Annotated in this window: 15 protein-coding genes and 1 pseudogene; 8 read left to right on the forward strand and 8 right to left on the reverse strand. The window is 40.1% G+C overall.

The window, feature by feature from the left end:
• Window positions 1-70: 70 nt before the first annotated feature.
• From CGB83_RS07500 to CGB83_RS07530, 7 genes and pseudogenes are all read right to left on the reverse strand, one after another.
• The gene (locus CGB83_RS07500; RefSeq protein ID WP_027374768.1) at window positions 71-2,359 is read right to left on the reverse strand and encodes a multicopper oxidase domain-containing protein; all 2,289 of its coding nucleotides are present in this window, start codon (window positions 2,357-2,359) and stop codon (window positions 71-73) included.
• 14 nt (window positions 2,360-2,373) lie between these two features.
• Window positions 2,374-2,829, reverse strand: coding sequence for a heme-binding domain-containing protein (locus tag CGB83_RS07505; RefSeq protein WP_027374767.1), 456 nt, complete (start codon window positions 2,827-2,829; stop codon window positions 2,374-2,376).
• 1 nt (window position 2,830) lies between these two features.
• Window positions 2,831-3,484, reverse strand: coding sequence for a DUF3347 domain-containing protein (locus CGB83_RS07510; RefSeq protein WP_027374766.1), 654 nt, complete (start codon window positions 3,482-3,484; stop codon window positions 2,831-2,833).
• Between the two features lie 6 nt (window positions 3,485-3,490).
• Window positions 3,491-5,611, reverse strand: a complete 2,121-nt coding sequence (locus CGB83_RS07515; protein ID WP_027374765.1) for a heavy metal translocating P-type ATPase — start codon at window positions 5,609-5,611, stop codon at window positions 3,491-3,493.
• A gap of 17 nt (window positions 5,612-5,628) precedes the next feature.
• Window positions 5,629-6,507: a DUF3347 domain-containing protein gene (locus CGB83_RS07520; RefSeq protein WP_027374764.1), complete on the reverse strand. Its 879-nt coding sequence runs from the start codon at window positions 6,505-6,507 to the stop codon at window positions 5,629-5,631.
• A 137-nt stretch (window positions 6,508-6,644) separates the two neighbouring features.
• Window positions 6,645-7,037, reverse strand: coding sequence for a hypothetical protein (locus CGB83_RS20135; RefSeq protein WP_034722840.1), 393 nt, complete (start codon window positions 7,035-7,037; stop codon window positions 6,645-6,647).
• A gap of 130 nt (window positions 7,038-7,167) precedes the next feature.
• Window positions 7,168-7,557 (reverse strand): annotated as a pseudogene (locus CGB83_RS07530) (arsenic resistance protein); the annotation flags it as partial.
• A gap of 1,166 nt (window positions 7,558-8,723) precedes the next feature.
• On the opposite strand from CGB83_RS07530, the gene CGB83_RS07535 reads away from it, so the two are divergent.
• The 7 genes from CGB83_RS07535 to CGB83_RS07565 all read left to right on the forward strand — a co-directional run bounded on the left by CGB83_RS07535 (window position 8,724) and on the right by CGB83_RS07565 (window position 14,649).
• Window positions 8,724-9,380 carry a FadR/GntR family transcriptional regulator gene (locus CGB83_RS07535; protein ID WP_100075240.1) on the forward strand — a complete coding sequence of 219 codons (657 nt, stop codon included), beginning with the start codon at window positions 8,724-8,726 and terminating at the stop codon, window positions 9,378-9,380.
• Window positions 9,381-9,431: 51 nt separating this feature from the next.
• Window positions 9,432-10,664 carry an MFS transporter gene (locus CGB83_RS07540; protein WP_100075241.1) on the forward strand — a complete coding sequence of 411 codons (1,233 nt, stop codon included), beginning with the start codon at window positions 9,432-9,434 and terminating at the stop codon, window positions 10,662-10,664.
• A gap of 51 nt (window positions 10,665-10,715) precedes the next feature.
• Complete coding sequence (locus CGB83_RS07545; protein WP_100075242.1) at window positions 10,716-11,108, forward strand: nuclear transport factor 2 family protein; 393 nt, start codon at window positions 10,716-10,718, stop codon at window positions 11,106-11,108.
• Between the two features lie 90 nt (window positions 11,109-11,198).
• Window positions 11,199-11,600: a VOC family protein gene (locus tag CGB83_RS07550; protein ID WP_100075243.1), complete on the forward strand. Its 402-nt coding sequence runs from the start codon at window positions 11,199-11,201 to the stop codon at window positions 11,598-11,600.
• A gap of 72 nt (window positions 11,601-11,672) precedes the next feature.
• On the forward strand, window positions 11,673-12,671 hold the full coding sequence (locus CGB83_RS07555; protein ID WP_100075244.1) for an OmpA family protein: 999 nt from the start codon (window positions 11,673-11,675) through the stop codon (window positions 12,669-12,671).
• 240 nt (window positions 12,672-12,911) lie between these two features.
• On the forward strand, window positions 12,912-13,982 hold the full coding sequence (locus CGB83_RS07560; protein WP_100075245.1) for a sensor histidine kinase: 1,071 nt from the start codon (window positions 12,912-12,914) through the stop codon (window positions 13,980-13,982).
• Window positions 13,960-14,649 (forward strand): LytR/AlgR family response regulator transcription factor, encoded by a 690-nt coding sequence (locus CGB83_RS07565; protein ID WP_100075246.1) that lies wholly within the window; start codon window positions 13,960-13,962, stop codon window positions 14,647-14,649. Before CGB83_RS07560 ends, CGB83_RS07565 begins: the two co-directional genes overlap by 23 nt.
• A 63-nt stretch (window positions 14,650-14,712) precedes the next feature.
• Here the strand turns inward: CGB83_RS07565 and CGB83_RS07570 are convergent, their stop codons facing one another.
• Entirely contained in the window at window positions 14,713-15,249 is a 537-nt protein-coding gene (locus CGB83_RS07570) for a P-loop NTPase family protein (RefSeq protein ID WP_100075247.1), read from the reverse strand.
• Window positions 15,250-15,573: 324 nt separating this feature from the next.
• On the opposite strand from CGB83_RS07570, the gene CGB83_RS07575 reads away from it, so the two are divergent.
• Window positions 15,574-16,578 (forward strand): SDR family oxidoreductase, encoded by a 1,005-nt coding sequence (locus CGB83_RS07575; RefSeq protein WP_100075248.1) that lies wholly within the window; start codon window positions 15,574-15,576, stop codon window positions 16,576-16,578.
• The last annotated feature ends 470 nt before the right edge of the window (window positions 16,579-17,048 follow it).

Here is a 17,048-nt window from a genome sequence, read left to right on the forward strand (position 1 = left end):
GTGGAAACAATTGCAGTTCCATTTATTTATAGTAAATCAAATAATTATCCAAAAACTTATAATATTATTATTAATACACAAGTGACAATCCGGCTCCCCATCCCATATCACTATCATAATGAGCCCGGATTCCGATGTTTTTATTGATAATGTATTTGAGTTCTCCCATATATTCTTTGTCGGTATTCACCATAAATCCTCCTCTCAATCTCTTAGAAATCGGAATGTCCTCACGCATCAATGCCAATCTTACAATACCGTCGTGATAAACCTCTGCCTGAAAATTGACCAGCATTGGTAAAGTGTACATTACACCTAAACTAAAGGCCCTTCGGGTATCTTTCTCATTGGTTTGGCCAAACAGGTTTTTTTCCTGCTGGTCAATTCCCATTTTACGGTATCGCCAGTCATAACCAATAAAAGGCATCAGCCACTGCATTTTTCCGATGTATCTGCCAAGATGAGTTTCCACTTCATAACCGTGCATACTGTTGTAGCCTAATCGCCATTCTGTACCCAAACTCCATCGGGCATTCTGCAACATAGCCTGACCGTCGTTTCCATTGGTCGCAAAATCATTTTCTGCCATAAAGTGAGGCATATTGCTTTCTCTTTGCAACATATTATAGGCTTGTTTCTTGTCTGGCAAATTTGGATTTTGATAATCACCGACCGAAAAAACACGGTTCATACCCGACATCATATGATAAAGGATATGGCAATGGAAAAACCAGTCTCCTTCTTCATTTGCGAGGAATTCAATGGTATCGGTCTCCATCGGCATAATATCGAGTACGTTTTTTAGCGGCGATTTTTCTCCTTTTCCATTTATTACCCTGAAGTCAAACCCGTGAAGGTGCATCGGATGGCGCATCATCGAATTATTATAAATGGTAATGCGTAAAACCTCACCTTTTTTTACGGGTATCTTGTCCGTTTCGGAAAGGATTTTATTATCCATACTCCAAACATAGCGGTTCATATTTCCGGTTAGTGTAAATTTCAATTCTTTTACAGGAGCCTCCTTTGGCAATGTAGTATTATATGGAGATTGCAACATTGAATAATTTAGAGTTGTAATATCTCCCAGGGCATTTGCATTGTATCTATTCGGGTCGGTGTCCATTTTCATTCCAGATTCCATATCCATATTATGCTGGCTGTGATCTTCTTTCTTTCCGGCTGGTCCCGTAATTTCGGGATACATCACTACGTTCATGTCCATTTTGTTCAGGCTCATCTTCATGCCCATATCATCCAGATCTCCGTTCATTTTCATCATACCGTTCATCATTTTCATTCCTTCAAAATATTTAAGACGGGGAAGAGGGGAAATCAACTGTTTAACACCATTTCCAACAAAATAACTTGCAGACTGTGTTCGGTCTTCGGTTGTTGCCAAAAATTCATAAGCCACGCCATCGGCAGGAATCGTAACCACAACATCGTAAGTTTCTGAAACACCAATAATCAACCGGTCAACATCTACAGGTTCTACATCATTGCCGTCATTAGCGACTACTGTAATCTTTCCACCTGCGTAACGCAACCAGAAATAAGAAGAAGCTCCACCGTTGGATATTCTTAACCTCACTTTATCGCCTGCTTTCAATGATTTGCCATCGATGGTTTTTAAATCTGTGGTATTGTTTCCATTCATTAGTACTTTGTCATAGTAAACATCGCTTACATCCATTGCCAGCATACGTTTCCATTCGTTTTTTAGCTTGGTTTTAAAATAACCCTCACGAATGGCTTCTGCATAAGACTGTGTTGAATTCTTCTTAATCGCCGCCCAGTCGTTGGCATTATGCAGCATTCTGTTGATATTTTTTGGATTGAGGTTGGTCCATTCGCTTAAAACAATGGGAACTTCAGGTAAATCATCTATTCCTTTTCTAAACGTCTTATCGTCCTTTCTTTTCTTCATTACAAAGTTTCCGTACATCCCAATCTGTTCCTGTAATCCAGAATGCGAATGGTACCAGTGCGTTCCGCTTTGTATAATAGGAAAACGATAGGTATAGGTAGCCCCGGGAGCTATCGGTTTTTGGGTAAGCCAGGGAACTCCGTCTTCTTTGTTGGGGAGAAATACACCGTGCCAATGCAGCGATGTGCTTTCTTTCAATTGATTATGAACAACAATTTCGGCTGTATCACCCTCGGTGAAAGTGAGCGTAGGCATCGGGATTTGACCGTTTACGGCAATCGCTCTTTTTTGCTTACCTGCATAATTGACAAGCGTATCTTTTACATACAATTCGTAATGCACCACTTTCTGTGCAAACAGGGTTTGTGCGCAAAGCAGTAGCAATACCGTTTGCAGCATTTTTATGGGTATATTCTTATATCTGTTCATTGATTTTAAAAATTTTATTTAATACTGTCTTCCATTACGCCAAACCATTTCACCAAAACTTGCTTATCCTCTTGCGACAATACTGCATTGCGATGAATTAGTGTATATGACGATAAGGGCATTTCTCCGTCCTTGACCTGTCCCGCCATAGCCCTGAACTTATTTCGCTGCTTGCGGGGGGAATACTCCCCAAAGTTGCTGAAGTTGAGTTCCTCCTTACCTTTTTTGATATGCTGCGCCATATACCATGACCCCGGCTGGATGCGGCTATACCACGGATAATGGGTATTGTTGCTATGACAGTCGTAGCAGGATTGGACAAGGACAGCCTTTACATTTTGGGGTACGGCATACACCTTTTCAATATGAGAGGCTGTCACTTCATCCGACTTGTTCTGTAACGGTTGAAAAAACTGTATGCCGATTAAGATAATAGTCAACCCCAATATGATTTTCTTCGTTAAGGACATATTAATTAAAGGTTTTTTCCACCATACCGCAGGTAATCATTTTTGAACCGTAATAAGGATTTTTGATTGCTTTGCTTTCGCTTAACCAAATAGCTCCTTTGCCATCATTGAACATTGGGCAATGATCCTGATAGAGTGCCTGCGGAGAACCGAACAGCGTAATAAGATCACTGATATCTTCACTTAATGATGCCAGATGCTCTCTCTGATGATCAATTTTACCTGCATTGTCGCCAATATGCTCTGCGTTTTCCTTTATATCATCTGTTATGTCCATGTATTTTTTGTGATTATCGGCAGGGACGGTTTTCATGTCCACTTTATTCAGGGTGGCAAACAGCTTTTTACCTGCATCGGCAGCAGCATTAGCATCGTCTGAAACAAGAGCGTTCTTCAGTGACAGATAATCAGCCACTATGGGCGCAATAGAAAAACCACCAGTTGCTGTTTCTCCTGCATTCTTACCGATGGATGTATCAGGCGTAGCTGGTAAGGGCACTGTGTCATTCACTTTTGACTGAGAAGGTGCCTGCTCGCCCGAAGTGGCAGTTGTATTATTTTCGGACAGCTCGTTGTTCTTAGTTGACGACTGATTACATGAAGCTGCTATAAATACTGTGATAACAGCGAAGATTGATATTGTTATATTTTTCATTTTTATTTACTTTTTGATTTTTAATAAACTTGCATTAATAGCCACTACAATGGTACTTATGCTCATCAGTACAGCACCCATTGCCGGGCTTAAAATAAATTTCGGATAGAGTACACCTGCGGCAAGAGGGATTGCTACCACGTTGTAGCCAACCGCCCATATCAGGTTTTGTACCATCTTTTTATAAGTAAGTTTGCCGAAGTCAATCAGTTTGACCACATCTCTGGGGTCACTGTCCACCAATATAATGTCCGCAGTTTCGGCTGCCACGTCTGTACCGGAACCTACGGCAATGCCAACATCTGCCTGTGCCAACGCAGGAGCATCATTTACGCCATCGCCTGTCATTGCCACAACTTCACCTTTGTTTTGAAATTCCTTTACTTTTTCCTGCTTATTGTGCGGAAGTACATTTGCCAAATACCCATCCATTCTCAATTTTCCAGCTACCGCAGCAGCAATCTTTTCATTGTCGCCTGTAAGCAAAAAGGATTTGATATTCAATCGTTTGAGGTCGTCAATAGCTTGCTTTGAACCCTCACGGATACTGTCTGCCAAAGTGATGATACCTGCTACTTTATTTTCGATTAAAACAAAGTTTACCGTTTCGGCTTCCTGATTGATTTCAGTTGGGATTTCGGGCAGTGAAAGGTGCTTTTCGGCGAAATAATTCGGTCCCGCCGCTACGACATTTTTCCCGTTTACAACACCTTTTACACCTATGCCCTGCATATAGCTAAAGTTTTCAGACTTCCATAGGGTGAGGCTCCTTTCTTTCAATGCAGCCATAATACCTTTTGCGATATGGTGTTCTGAATTTTGCTGTACTGCGGCAGCATACTGGATAACCTCATCGGCATTATATTCATCTGTTAAAGGGAAAACCTTTTCTACTGCGTGGGAACCTTTGGTAAGCGTTCCGGTCTTATCAAAAATGATGGTAGATAGCTTCCGGGTCGTTTCAAATGCCGTGCGGTTGCGGATAAGCAGCCCATTGGTCGCCGATAGCGTTGTGGAAATAGCGACCACCAAAGGGATAGCTACGCCCAATGCGTGGGGGCAAGCTGTTACCATTACAGTAACCATTCGTTCTAATGCAAAAGCAATATCCCCATTGCTGGCATACCAATAAATGAATGTGCCTATGCCTACGGCAATAGCAATAAAGGTGAGCCATTTTGCTACTTTGTCCGCAAGGTTTTGTGTATTGGACTTGGTAGCCTGTGCCTCTTGTACAAGATTGATAACCCTGTTTAAGTAACTGTCTTTTCCGACCGCTGTTACCTTAACTTTTACCGCACCATCGCCATTGATAGAGCCTGCAATAACCTTACTGTTGGCTTCTTTTTTTACCGGAACACTTTCTCCAGTAAGCATACTTTCATTGATGTACGAAAGCCCCTCCAGTACCAATCCATCGGCAGGAATTTTTTCTCCCGGTTTTATGATAACCGTTTCACCGCTTTGCAGGTCTTCGAGCTTTATCTTTACAGCTTCTCCGTTCCGCTCCACGGTAACATCATTAGGCAGTAAAGCCACCAACGACTGTAATGCCCTCGATGCAGCCATTTGAGAACGCATTTCGAGCCAATGCCCCAATAGCATAATGTCAATAAGCGTGGCTAACTCCCAAAAGAAATCCATCCCCTGCAAACCAAACACAACGGCTACCGAATAGATATAGGCTACCGATATGGCGATGGCAACAAGGGTCATCATGCCTATGGCTTTGGCTTTTATCTCGCCAATCATTCCTTTTAGGAATGGCAAGCCTCCATAGATATACATAACCGTACCCAACGCAAGCAGCACATACTTATCGCCACTGAAAGTAAAGCTAAAGCCTAACCACTGCTGTATCATGTGCGACAGCAGCAGGATAGGAATTGTAATGATGAGGCTTACCCAAAAACGTGCGAGGAAATCGCCCGTATGATGCCCCTCATGTTTATCAAAACTTTCTTTAGCATGGTCAGGGTGAGCATGTCCCGAATGCCCATGTCCTGATGTGTGTTCATGAGAGGCTGACGTACCGCCTATGGGAACCAATGCCATGCTGCAAAGGGGGCATTTTCCCGGTTCGTCTTTTAGCACCTGCGGGTGCATAGGACAAGTGTACTTGTTCATAATTGTAAGTTTAGGATTTACTTGCCAAGAATTTCAACTGTACTACCACAGGTAAGCATTTGTGAACCGTAATACGGATTTTTAACCGCATTCTCTTTGCTTAACCAGTTTGCTCCGCCATTATACATTGGGCAATGTTGATAATAAACGGGTACATCCTGTTTAGATACTTTAGCCAATGTGTAAATATTGCCCGAGAGTTTGGCAAAAGCATTTCTCTGTTTTGCAACATCTTTTGATTTTGATATACTTTCTGTATTGGCTGCTAAGTCTTTCATTATTTTCATCCAAACAGCATGCTCTTCTACCGATAGCTTACTCATATCAACTGGTTTAATGGATGCCGACAATTCAGCAGCTTTGGCGGATGCGGTCGCCGCATCTGTTTTTATCAAAGCATCTTTAACTGAAAAATAGTTGTCAAATACAGGTTTTAGTTGTGATTGATTTTGAGTAGCATTCTTGTTACCCTGTGCTGTCATTTCACTATGATTGTGATTGCCATGCCCGGCGTTCATATCCATTCCTGCCTCTTTGTTTTTGGCAGTTGGCTTCAACGCTCTATCATACTGGCAACAACCGGGTAATTTTGCATATACATCATCTGGCGCCAAGAACTTCTCGCTATCATAACCTGCTAAGGCGATACGTTTCAGGATTTCATCCTGATTTGTTTTGTCGCCGTCATAGGTGAGCGTAGCCATCTTGGTATCTTTGTTCCAGTCCACACTGGCTACCTTTTTTACGTTACCTGCTTTTTCGATGGTGGTTTTGCACATACCACAATTTCCGTAAATCTTTACGGTTTCTGTTTTCGCATTCTTGATTTGTGCGAAGCCGTTTATTGATGATAGTAATACAGCGATTACCATCACTATTTTTGATAATGATTTCATAATAATTACATTTTAAGAAATGGGGCATTAGCAAACCCATTTCTGTTTGAAATTTTAAATAAATGATACAAATTAGGGATTAAAAAAAGCCGGAACAGCTTTTGACAAGACGTACCTATGGCTGTCAAGTCATAATTTTAGCTTATTTTAGGGGGAAGCCAAATGGAGAAAAAGCCTGAAGAATAATAGGCTTCTTTGAAACCGAATTTTTGCTTTTTGGTTTCAGCAAAATAGTTCTTTGCTTTTAATTCTATTGCGATTGGTACACTTAAAGAATTTGGTGAAGAAACGCCGCACTTACACGAGTTATGCTTACAATTACCACCGCAGCCATTTCCATCTTTACATTTTTTACAGGATTTGGTTTTGCAACAATCCTTTTTTTCTGCTTTCTCGTGATGATTTTTTGAAAATTTCTGTTGTTCCGTTTTAATTGGAGCTTTTGAACAGGCATAGCTTATGTTGGGAGCCAATAGAAATCCCCAAAATAGCCATAGAACTATGGTGATATGTTTGTTCCAATTTTTCACTTAGACAAATTTATGAATTTATTTTTTTGTGATTATTAAATATAAACTGTAAAGTTTATACAAAGTTAAAATTGAATTTAGAAAAATTTCTGAATTTTATAACTTTGTGCTGATTTCTTTTTAAATCAATCTAATTATTGCAATATCTCTTCTTTAGCCACAAGCTGGCTTTTACCAATAAAATAAGCACGGGAACTTCTATTAATGGACCAATTACGCCTACAAATGCCTGCGGAGAGTGAATGCCAAAAACAGCTATTGCTACTGCTATCGCCAATTCAAAATTGTTGCCTGTAGCTGTAAAGGCTATTGAGGCATTTTTGTCGTAAGGAACTTTCAGCGTTTTATTGATATAGAAGCTAACAAAAAACATTAGTACAAAATAGATGATTAAGGGTATGGCAACTTTTATCACATCCATTGGCAATTCTAATATTTTATCGCCTTTCAGACTGAACATTAATACGATTGTAAACAATAAAGCATACATTGTAATGGGTGATATTCGGGGTATAAACTTATTAATTCCTTGATTACATCTTTGTACTTGGCCAATTTATCAGAACCCTTACTCAAATATGCTTTTGTCTTTAAAATTCTAAATTATTAGTTTTTATTGAAAGTCTTCGTCTTGTTCCAATCTCAGGCAAATATTTATCATCAATTGCTTCACCCAATAAACTTATTTCTCAAGTGCCTTACATAGCGTACTTCTCATTAAAAAATATAGCCAGCCCAACTAGGGGTAGCATCCTTACTCATTATTATAATGAATAGCTGGATCAAAAACAGCTTCATCATAAAGTTCAAATATGGTTTCCCGTAAACAAAAATAAAGGTAAAATTGAGTAAAGTTCAATAATTCCTTTATTAGTCTCAAAAATGAGAAAATGAAAACATAGTAGGGCTTTTCATCCAAATAATAATCATACAATGTTGCAAAAGTTACTGTTAAGGATAAACGCACTAAGAAAGTTTTATGGAAATTTTTAGCTAAATTTATAAAAGTACATTATTTCTTATAAACGAGCTTGGAGTTGATAATAAATCAACTCCAAGCTGAAAATTACCTATTTTTACTATTATAATAGTCAAAATAACTTAATAAAATCATTATGGCAAGAGGATTCGAACTTGAATTACAAATCATAAAGTATTAAAAACCAATATATTGAAAATTAGAGCTCTTAAAATATTAGGACAAAAGTTCGAAAAATTGCTCCCGTCAACATATCGCAAAAGGATTCGAACTCTCCGAAAACCTACACAAACAACTCATAATCAAATATTTAATTTCAAAATCCAATTCAAATCTTGTATCAGACGGTTCGAAGATAATCCTTCCAAGTTCACTTAAACTCACAATTTTTATTGTGAGTTTTTTATTTTTTGGGTATTAATACTTAAGGAATTAGAGCATTCATATGATAATCAGGACGGTCAAAGGTTTGAAATCGGAGATTCGAAGAAATCAATCTTTTTGCGCTGACAAAATCTTGCAATCTCGCTTAAGATTTCTTGTTTAATTCTTTCTGATACTTAAACTATCATATTCTTTATTCCAAACCCTTATGTCAATATTGTGACGGTCTTTCTTAATTTGGTAAAATTTACATCAAACCAAGATTTTCTTATCCAAAAAATTACTACCTTTGCATTCATCAGATGATATGATGATATTCAATTATGCAGATCCTCAGAAAAACATTAGCACAGGAAGTAGCCGACCGATTAACAGAAGAAATTGTTAACGGCGATTATGCAGTGGGTGAGAAACTGCCGATTGAACCTGAACTTATGAAAATCTATGGTGTAGGCCGATCAAGCATCCGGGAAGCGATAAAAATACTGTCCATACAGGGAATTTTACAGGTACAGCAAGGGGTGGGAACATTTATTGTTTCCAAAAATGCCGAAGAATCATTGGATTCCCAGATGAATAAATCCAATGCCGAAGAAATTCAGGAGGTGCGTTCTATACTGGATGCAAAAATAGCTGCAAAGGCCGCCTTACATCGCAGTGAGAAAGATTTGAAAACCATTAAGCATTACCTGGATGAGCGAGGCAGGCTTGCAGATGAAGACAATGCATCCGAATGCTATCAGGCTGATATTAATTTTCATACGGCTATTGCTGAATCTTGTGGTAATATGCTTTTAAAAGAAATCTACACCGTAGCATGCAGGCATCTGATGAAATTTTTTGAAGAGAGCCATAAGAATGAGGTAACATTTTTTAAGCTTTCCCAGAAGATCCATACAGAACTTTATGAGGCGATCGAAAAGAAAGACCCTGAAACAGCAGCCCGCATTGCGCAATCTATTGTTGACAGGATCTATTAAAAAAATTTAATCCAATTCATCAGATGATATGATGAATTTAATATCGATATTATGGAACATTCACAATCTAACACCGCACAAACTACAGTAATAGTTTATCCTATCCTGTTCATGATCAGTTTCTCCCATTTTCTGAATGACCTTATTCAGTCAACGATCCCTTCTTTATATCCTATCCTGAAGGGCGAGTTCCGCTTATCATTTGCCCAGATTGGAATCATTACACTGGTATTCCAGCTTACTGCTTCCATTTTTCAACCCTTTGTCGGTTATTATACGGACAAAAAGCCCAATCCGAGATCACTGGCAATCGGCATGGGTCTTTCCATGGCGGGATTACTGCTGCTGGCGGCGGCACATCAGTATTATGTCATTCTTATTTCGGTTGCACTTATCGGCATGGGCTCATCCATATTCCATCCGGAAGCATCGAGGGTTGCCCAGCTGGCATCAGGCGGACAGAAAGGGCTTGCACAATCGATTTTCCAGGTGGGCGGAAATTCCGGAAGTGCCATAGGGCCTTTACTGGTCGCTTTGATCGTACTTCCTTTAGGCCAGGGTTATGTAGGCCTGTTTGCTGTCGCTGCGCTTATTGGCATGATCGTTTTATGGAGGATCGGAAACTGGTATGCTGAAAAGCTGGCATTAAAAAAAGCAGTTCCCCATCCAGAAACGGTCATTACCGTTCAGCTGCCGCGCAGAAAGATCCTATTCGCAATCAGCATCCTTCTGGCCCTTGTATTTTCGAAATACATTTACCTGGCTTCCATGACGAACTATTTCACGTTCTTTCTTATTGACAAGTTCCATATTTCTGTACAGGATTCCCAGTTATACCTGTTCATGTTCCTGGCAGCAGTGGCGGTAGGAACATTATTGGGAGGAAGACTGGGCGACCGCTACGGAAGAAAGAAAATCATCTGGATTTCCATATTGGGAGCAGCTCCTTTTACGCTTTGCCTGCCTTACCTGAGTTTGGTATGGACGATCGTTTTTGCAGTTCTGATCGGGCTTATTATTGCTTCCGCGTTTTCAGCCATTCTGGTGTTTGCTACTGATCTCCTGCCTAACAAAATCGGATTGGTTGCGGGACTTTTCTTCGGATTCATGTTCGGTATGGGCGGTATAGGTTCTGCCGTACTGGGGGCAATTGCAGATGACACCAGCATTGAGTATGTCTTTAAAATCTGTGCTTTCTTGCCGCTGATGGGCATTATCACCGCATTCCTTCCCAATTTGAAAGGGGCAAAAATAACTGCCGGAATCCATAATCAGGACAAATAAACCTGCTGCTACCAATATAACAGATATATTTTAATCCTTAAATTTAATACAATGACTGATTACAAAAACTTAATTAGAGACAGCTTTAAAGCTGTGGTTGAAGATTTAAATTACGACCAGGCTAAGGTTGATCATTATTTCAGCCAAAATTACAAACAGTATGTAGATGGAAAAGAACTGGATTATGAAGGATTCTGCCGGCACATGAAAATTCAGAAGCAGTCACTTAAAAGCATTTCGATAGATTTTAAAACCATTGTCCAGGAAAATCATATTGTCTTTACCCGTCATATCGTCAGTATCACTACGCTTGAGGGCAGAAGTGCAATGATTCAGGTGATCGCGGAATTCCACATCCAGAATGATAAGATTGCATACTGCAATGAACTGACCCATCTCATCAGCGGGGACCAGCGGGAACGTGACCTGGGCTCACGACAGTAATCGTATAAGTATACCGGTAACGGCTGATGAAATTTAATTCAGAAACAATCCTAAAAATATTATATTTGTTATATCAAATCCAATTCAAATATGAAAGCAAAATTGTCTGATGTGATCCTTTATGTAAGGGACGTCGATAATTTGAAAAAATTCTATGCCGAGCATTTCGGCCTTCAGGTAATCGAAGAAGACTCTGTATGGGCATTGCTTGATGTAGGAAATAGTTCTCTCGGCCTGCACAGGATGGGTGACCAATACCTGCAGCAATCAGATTTTAACCATCCGTCTGATAATAATACCAAAATTGTTTTTGAAATAGATCAGGATATCCGGACAGCAAGAGCAGGAATGATTTCGAGAGGGATAAAAATGAAGGAAATCAAGACTTTTGAATCTTATGATTTCTGGCTGTGCGACGGTAGGGATCCGGAAGGGAATGTTTTCCAGCTTAAAAGCAGAAAAGCAAACAGCTCTGATCATGACCCATATTAATATCGTCAGTATGTATTCCAACAATTATTTCACTTGTTATATTTTCATTAAAACCAATCAAATTTATACATCATGAAAAACACAGCATTTGTATTAGTTCTGGCCGCGACGGTCCTTTCTTGTAATCAGAAGTCAAAGGAAAAAGCAGATGCAACCGGCAACACAGAAATGCAGGCATCCGAACAAAAGCCGCAAAGTGACAGCACAGCTGCATTTGATATTGAAAAAATCCCCTACTCCAATGCTGACCTGGGCACATTCCCTTTTTTCACACTGCCTAAAGGGCTGAAAGAAATGAACAAACCTTTACAAAAAGATTTCGACGTATGTTTTTTTCCAATTAATGGCGTCATGAAGCCTTTTGAAGGAAAACTGTATAAAACCTTTGTGCAGGGAGATCAGGGTACTGAATTTTCTCAGCGCTATTTTGAGAAAAGCATGGAAGACTACCTGAAGTCTATAGGGGCGGTAAAAATTTTCGACGGAACCATTACCAAAGAAGAATATGACCGATATCACGAACAGGATCCTAATAAAGGGGGTGAGGGAGATATTGGCTATGATGGCGAGCAAATCAAAGTATATGTGATCCGCAGCAAAGACCAGGGCAATATCTTTGTCCAGTATTCTGCTACCAACGCATCAGGAAAGCTTAATATCTTACAGGAAAAAGGATTTAAGCAGACCATGAGTAAAATTACAGCCGATGACATTGTTAAAGACCTTGCTGAAAAAGGGAAATCCATCCTGTACATCAATTTCGATACGGACCAATCAAGCATTACGGCAGATGGTAAAGAAGTAGTCAACCAGATTGCAGAAGCGCTGAAGAAAGACAGCAATTTAAAAATTTCCATTGAAGGCCATACGGACAATACCGGAGATGCGGCGCATAATAAAAAGCTGTCGAATGACCGTGCTAATGCTGTGATGACTGCCCTGATCAGTCAAGGCATATCAAAATCACGTTTATCGGCCAAAGGTTTTGGTGCTGAACGTCCGTTGGTAGCTAATGACTCCGAAGACAATAAGGCAAAAAACCGACGTGTTGAGCTGGTTAAAGTTAAATAATCCATTATTAAAGACAATAAAAGGCAGTTCCGCTTTGAAAAGCGGAACTGCCTTTTATTTAAGATCATATTCTTTACTGCTAATTTTATATCGTACTGCTCCTCTATTTCCGAAATTTTTTATCAGATATGGATGTTATTAAAAGCCTTCTGCATGAAAAATAATGTTGTTCATCCTTAATCCTTGCTTTCTGTATTATTCACCGGGATTTATCCCGTCATAATCTGTAGTTTTGCACTTATGGAAAAGGTACAAAAAGATCATTCACTTTCGGTTATAAGCTACCAGGCGGTATTCTGGACGGCTCTTTTCCTGTTCGGACTTGCCCAGGCCTACAGCCATAACGATGATGAAAATTTAAAGGAAATCATCATTTATAACCTGTGTCATCTGCTGTTTCAGATCATCACGGCCAATATCATATACTATTTTCTTATCCCTGGCTTTTTCGACCGTAAACGATACGCATTGTTTACCATTAGTACAACCATGGCCATTTACCTATTCTCTGTCCTCAACCGCATGTTCATCGTTTATGCTGCCGAACCTTTTTTCTCATCCGAGCCTCAGGACAGTCTGAGAATGATTCTGACTGATTTCAATTACCTGTTGACTCATTATGCTTTGCCGATGATCACCGCATCATTTATTTTCATCTGTTTCATGCATATCCTGCGATACAAAAATGAAAAACAGGACCGCATCCGGCTGCAGAAAGAAAAAACGGAACTTGAGCTCAAAGTGCTGAAATCGAGCCTGAATCCACACTTTCTGTTCAACACCCTGAATAATATCTATTCCCTTTCTATTAATCATCCTGAAGAGACCCCTGAATCAATTGCAGGTCTTGCCGATATTTTTGACTATGTGATTTACAAAGGACCGCAAAAAATGATCTGGATTACGGATGAACTGGCAGTCATTGACCGTTATATGGAACTGGAGAAGCTCCGGTACGGCAACAATCTTCACATTGAAAAGTCTGTTGATATCACCACTGAAAACATGATCCCTCCTCTCCTATACCTTTCGCTGGTTGAAAATGCATTCAAACATGGTGGTAACGCAAATGGCGGCCTTACTATCTCGCTGAAGCTGCAGGCAGATGAGATGAAATCTGTATTCAGGATTCAAAACAGCTGTTTCGGAGAAAAACGGGATACGGAAGCGGGAATCGGGCTGAAAAATATGGAAGAGCAGCTGAAGCTGTATTATCAGGATCATTTTGAACTTAACATCCATGCAGACGAAGAGCGTTTCAGTGTGGAAATAATAACCCCTGCGAAATATGATTACATGCATCATCGTTGATGACGAGCCGCTGGCTATCGAGCTATTGGAAAGCCATCTGAAAAAAATTGATACGCTCCAGCTGGTCGGGAAAGCCAGGAATGCCATAGAAGCGCGTGCAATTCTCCGGGAACAGCCTGTAGACCTTATATTCCTGGATATCCAGATGCCTCATTTAAGCGGGATCGACCTGATGAAATCGCTGGCTGTGAAACCGAAGGTAATTTTCACCACTGCTTTCAGGGAATTTGCTGTTGAAGGTTTCGAGCTTGAAGCCGTAGATTATATTCTTAAACCGATTACTTTTGAACGGTTTTTCAGGGCTGTTGACAAAGTAGTAAGAAATACCACCATTGAAAAGCCTGAAAGTGCGATCATGATCAGATCTGAGGGAATTAACAGAAAGATCAGAACGGATGATATTATATTCATTGAAAGCCAGGGTAATGATGTAAAATTATACCTGACCCATACAGCTTACCTGACTAAAAATACAATTACGGATTTGGCAGAACGGCTTTCTGTCGAAGGTTTTATAAGGATCCACCGTTCGTTCCTGTTTAACCCGAGGTATGTTACCGGCTATACCAATGCTGACATTGTTATGGGTAATTATACGATCCCTGTAGGAAGGAATTACAGAGCAGAATTTAACGCATTTGTTGACACTTATTCTAAAACAAAATAAAAAATAGCGTTGAAAACGATATGCCTGAGGATTTTCCGGTAACGGAATTCTACGATCTGATCGTTATCTTTTTAATTTCCAGAAACGGTAATAGTCCTTCAGTTCCCGGAACGAATTTAAATACAGCAACCGGACGTTGCTGCTTGTTATCAGCTCTCTGTATTTCCCTCGATTTTTAGGCGCCCTGAACATGATATACCGGATCAGCGACCAGCTGAACTGCCGGGTTGCCCCTTCAAGGTTTCCCGGCCGCGAATGAGAATTTTTCAATGAACGTATAATATACCGTACTACAGAACCGGTCACTTTAAAATCCAGCCATATAACCGCTGTGGCAGCAGCCAAACGCTCCTGCATCAAAAAACTGTAATTTCCTTCCATGATCCATGCATCATTTTCTGACAGAAACCGGTTATGATCTTTCCTGAACAGATCCCGGTCCCTGGGCTTCCAATCCGTTCCCGGCAGATGCGCCAGCTGATCGAGATGGCAGACCTCAATCTGTAATTTTTCTCCCAGTGCTCTTGCCAGGGTAGATTTTCCCCCTGAACTGGGCCCGATAATACAGATTCTTGTTCCTAAATGCTCTAACGGTATCATTTAAATAGGTTTCAGATAAGATAAATAAGCTGATCATACATATATCTTGTGCAAAGATACCTAAGTTATGCTAGGCCGATATTGCATTTAAATCAAAATTTAAATGCAATAATGTTGATTTACTCACTACAAAAGCTTTCATTCAACTGAACATATCTTCATTTTTTCAACATCAATGTAATTATTTTACCTCTTACATCATAAAACAGAATCTGATGCTAAAACTACTTTAAATTGATGCAAATCATACATTGGAATGCTGCTTGCTACTATCTTCGGGGTTATTATTACCAAACAACACCAAACACCAAATTATTTATACATATGGAAAAGCAGATTACCAGAAGAAATGCCATTGGCAAATTAGCCACTACCCTGGCCTTTGCAGCAGTTGCTCCGGCAGCGATGGCCCAATCGAGTAAAACCACCCCTAAAAACGGTTCAGGACCGGGACTTACCGATCCTACCACCAAATATCCGAGACCCCCGTTTAAGAAGCAGCCTCAGCCGTTTCCGGGCCTCGGGAGCAAAATGACGCCTGTGCCCGATCACGGTGAAGAAAGCTATGTAGGTTCAGGAAGGCTTATGGGAAGGAAAGCCCTGGTTACCGGAGGCGACTCAGGAATCGGAAGAGCTGCCGCCATAGCATATGCCCGCGAAGGCGCCGATGTTGCGATCAACTATCTTCCGGAAGAAGAATCCGATGCAAGAGAAGTGATTGCATTAATTCAGAAAGCCGGACGTAAGGCGGTTGCAATACCTGGAGACATCCGTAATGAAGCTTTCTGCGCACAGCTGATTGCCCAGACTGTTCAACAGCTCGGAGGACTTGATATCCTTGTTAACAACGCGGGTTACCAGCAAAGCCATGATTCGATTCTTGACATCAGCACTGAGGAATTCGACAGGACCATTAAGACAAATATTTATGCTCCATTCTGGATTACCAAAGCTGCGTTACCTCATCTGAAACCGGGTTCTTGCATCATCGGGACTTCGTCTGTCCAGGCGTATGACCCGTCAGAAAACCTCTACGATTATGCACAAACCAAAGCAGCAACCACCAGCTACGTAAAGTCTCTGGCCAAGCAGCTCGGACCAAAAGGTATCCGTGTCAACGGTGTAGCACCCGGACCGGTATGGACTCCGCTTCAGGTCTGCGGCGGTCAAACCCAGGACAATGTACAGGTTTTCGGGAAAGACACTCCTCTCGGCAGACCCGGACAGCCTGCTGAATTAGCCTCTATATTTGTCCAGCTTGCTGCTTCGGATGCGAGTTATGCTACGGGACAGGTGTATGGCGCTGCGGGGGGAAGTGGGCAGCCTTAGTGGTGAGTAATATACATAAACAGGCGACTATAAAAGTCGCCTGTTTATTTGTTTTATAAATAAATAAAATATTATCAATTTACTTATATATCAAAAATATTATTATTTGAGTATCACTAAATTGCTAGTTATCAATACAGTTTACCAAAATACATTCAAATCGTAATAAACGTTTCTAAGTGAATTTTAGAAATTATTATTTTAAAAGTCATGCAAAAATTATTATCGATTTCTATTATTTTTAAATAACATACTTAACAACCAATATAAAATGCTTACCAAAAAAGATATTCCTAAAATAAGTATCCACCAGTATGGTAAAACCCAAAAAACAAAATACTTTATGGAATTAATTATATAAGATAGAAAGTTTTTAGATATATAAACCTTCTGAAATGCACTATCAGTGAGTCCCAAAAAATATGCAATTACTGACAGTGTTATAATGCTTATGATGAATATTTTAAGAA

The organism is Chryseobacterium camelliae, assembly GCF_002770595.1.
Classification (GTDB): domain Bacteria; phylum Bacteroidota; class Bacteroidia; order Flavobacteriales; family Weeksellaceae; genus Chryseobacterium; species Chryseobacterium camelliae.

Coding starts and splice junctions, on each gene's coding strand:
- CGB83_RS07555 (WP_100075244.1), top strand. CDS start 11,673: ATGAAAAACACAGCATTTGTATTAGTTCTGGCCGCGACGGTCCTTTCT.
- CGB83_RS07515 (WP_027374765.1), bottom strand. CDS start 5,611: ATGAACAAGTACACTTGTCCTATGCACCCGCAGGTGCTAAAAGACGAA.
- CGB83_RS07540 (WP_100075241.1), top strand. CDS start 9,432: ATGGAACATTCACAATCTAACACCGCACAAACTACAGTAATAGTTTAT.
- CGB83_RS07565 (WP_100075246.1), top strand. CDS start 13,960: ATGATTACATGCATCATCGTTGATGACGAGCCGCTGGCTATCGAGCTA.
- CGB83_RS07520 (WP_027374764.1), bottom strand. CDS start 6,507: ATGAAATCATTATCAAAAATAGTGATGGTAATCGCTGTATTACTATCA.
- CGB83_RS07505 (WP_027374767.1), bottom strand. CDS start 2,829: ATGTCCTTAACGAAGAAAATCATATTGGGGTTGACTATTATCTTAATC.
- CGB83_RS07570 (WP_100075247.1), bottom strand. CDS start 15,249: ATGATACCGTTAGAGCATTTAGGAACAAGAATCTGTATTATCGGGCCC.
- CGB83_RS07510 (WP_027374766.1), bottom strand. CDS start 3,484: ATGAAAAATATAACAATATCAATCTTCGCTGTTATCACAGTATTTATA.
- CGB83_RS07575 (WP_100075248.1), top strand. CDS start 15,574: ATGGAAAAGCAGATTACCAGAAGAAATGCCATTGGCAAATTAGCCACT.
- CGB83_RS07500 (WP_027374768.1), bottom strand. CDS start 2,359: ATGAACAGATATAAGAATATACCCATAAAAATGCTGCAAACGGTATTG.
- CGB83_RS07545 (WP_100075242.1), top strand. CDS start 10,716: ATGACTGATTACAAAAACTTAATTAGAGACAGCTTTAAAGCTGTGGTT.
- CGB83_RS07560 (WP_100075245.1), top strand. CDS start 12,912: ATGGAAAAGGTACAAAAAGATCATTCACTTTCGGTTATAAGCTACCAG.
- CGB83_RS07535 (WP_100075240.1), top strand. CDS start 8,724: ATGCAGATCCTCAGAAAAACATTAGCACAGGAAGTAGCCGACCGATTA.
- CGB83_RS07550 (WP_100075243.1), top strand. CDS start 11,199: ATGAAAGCAAAATTGTCTGATGTGATCCTTTATGTAAGGGACGTCGAT.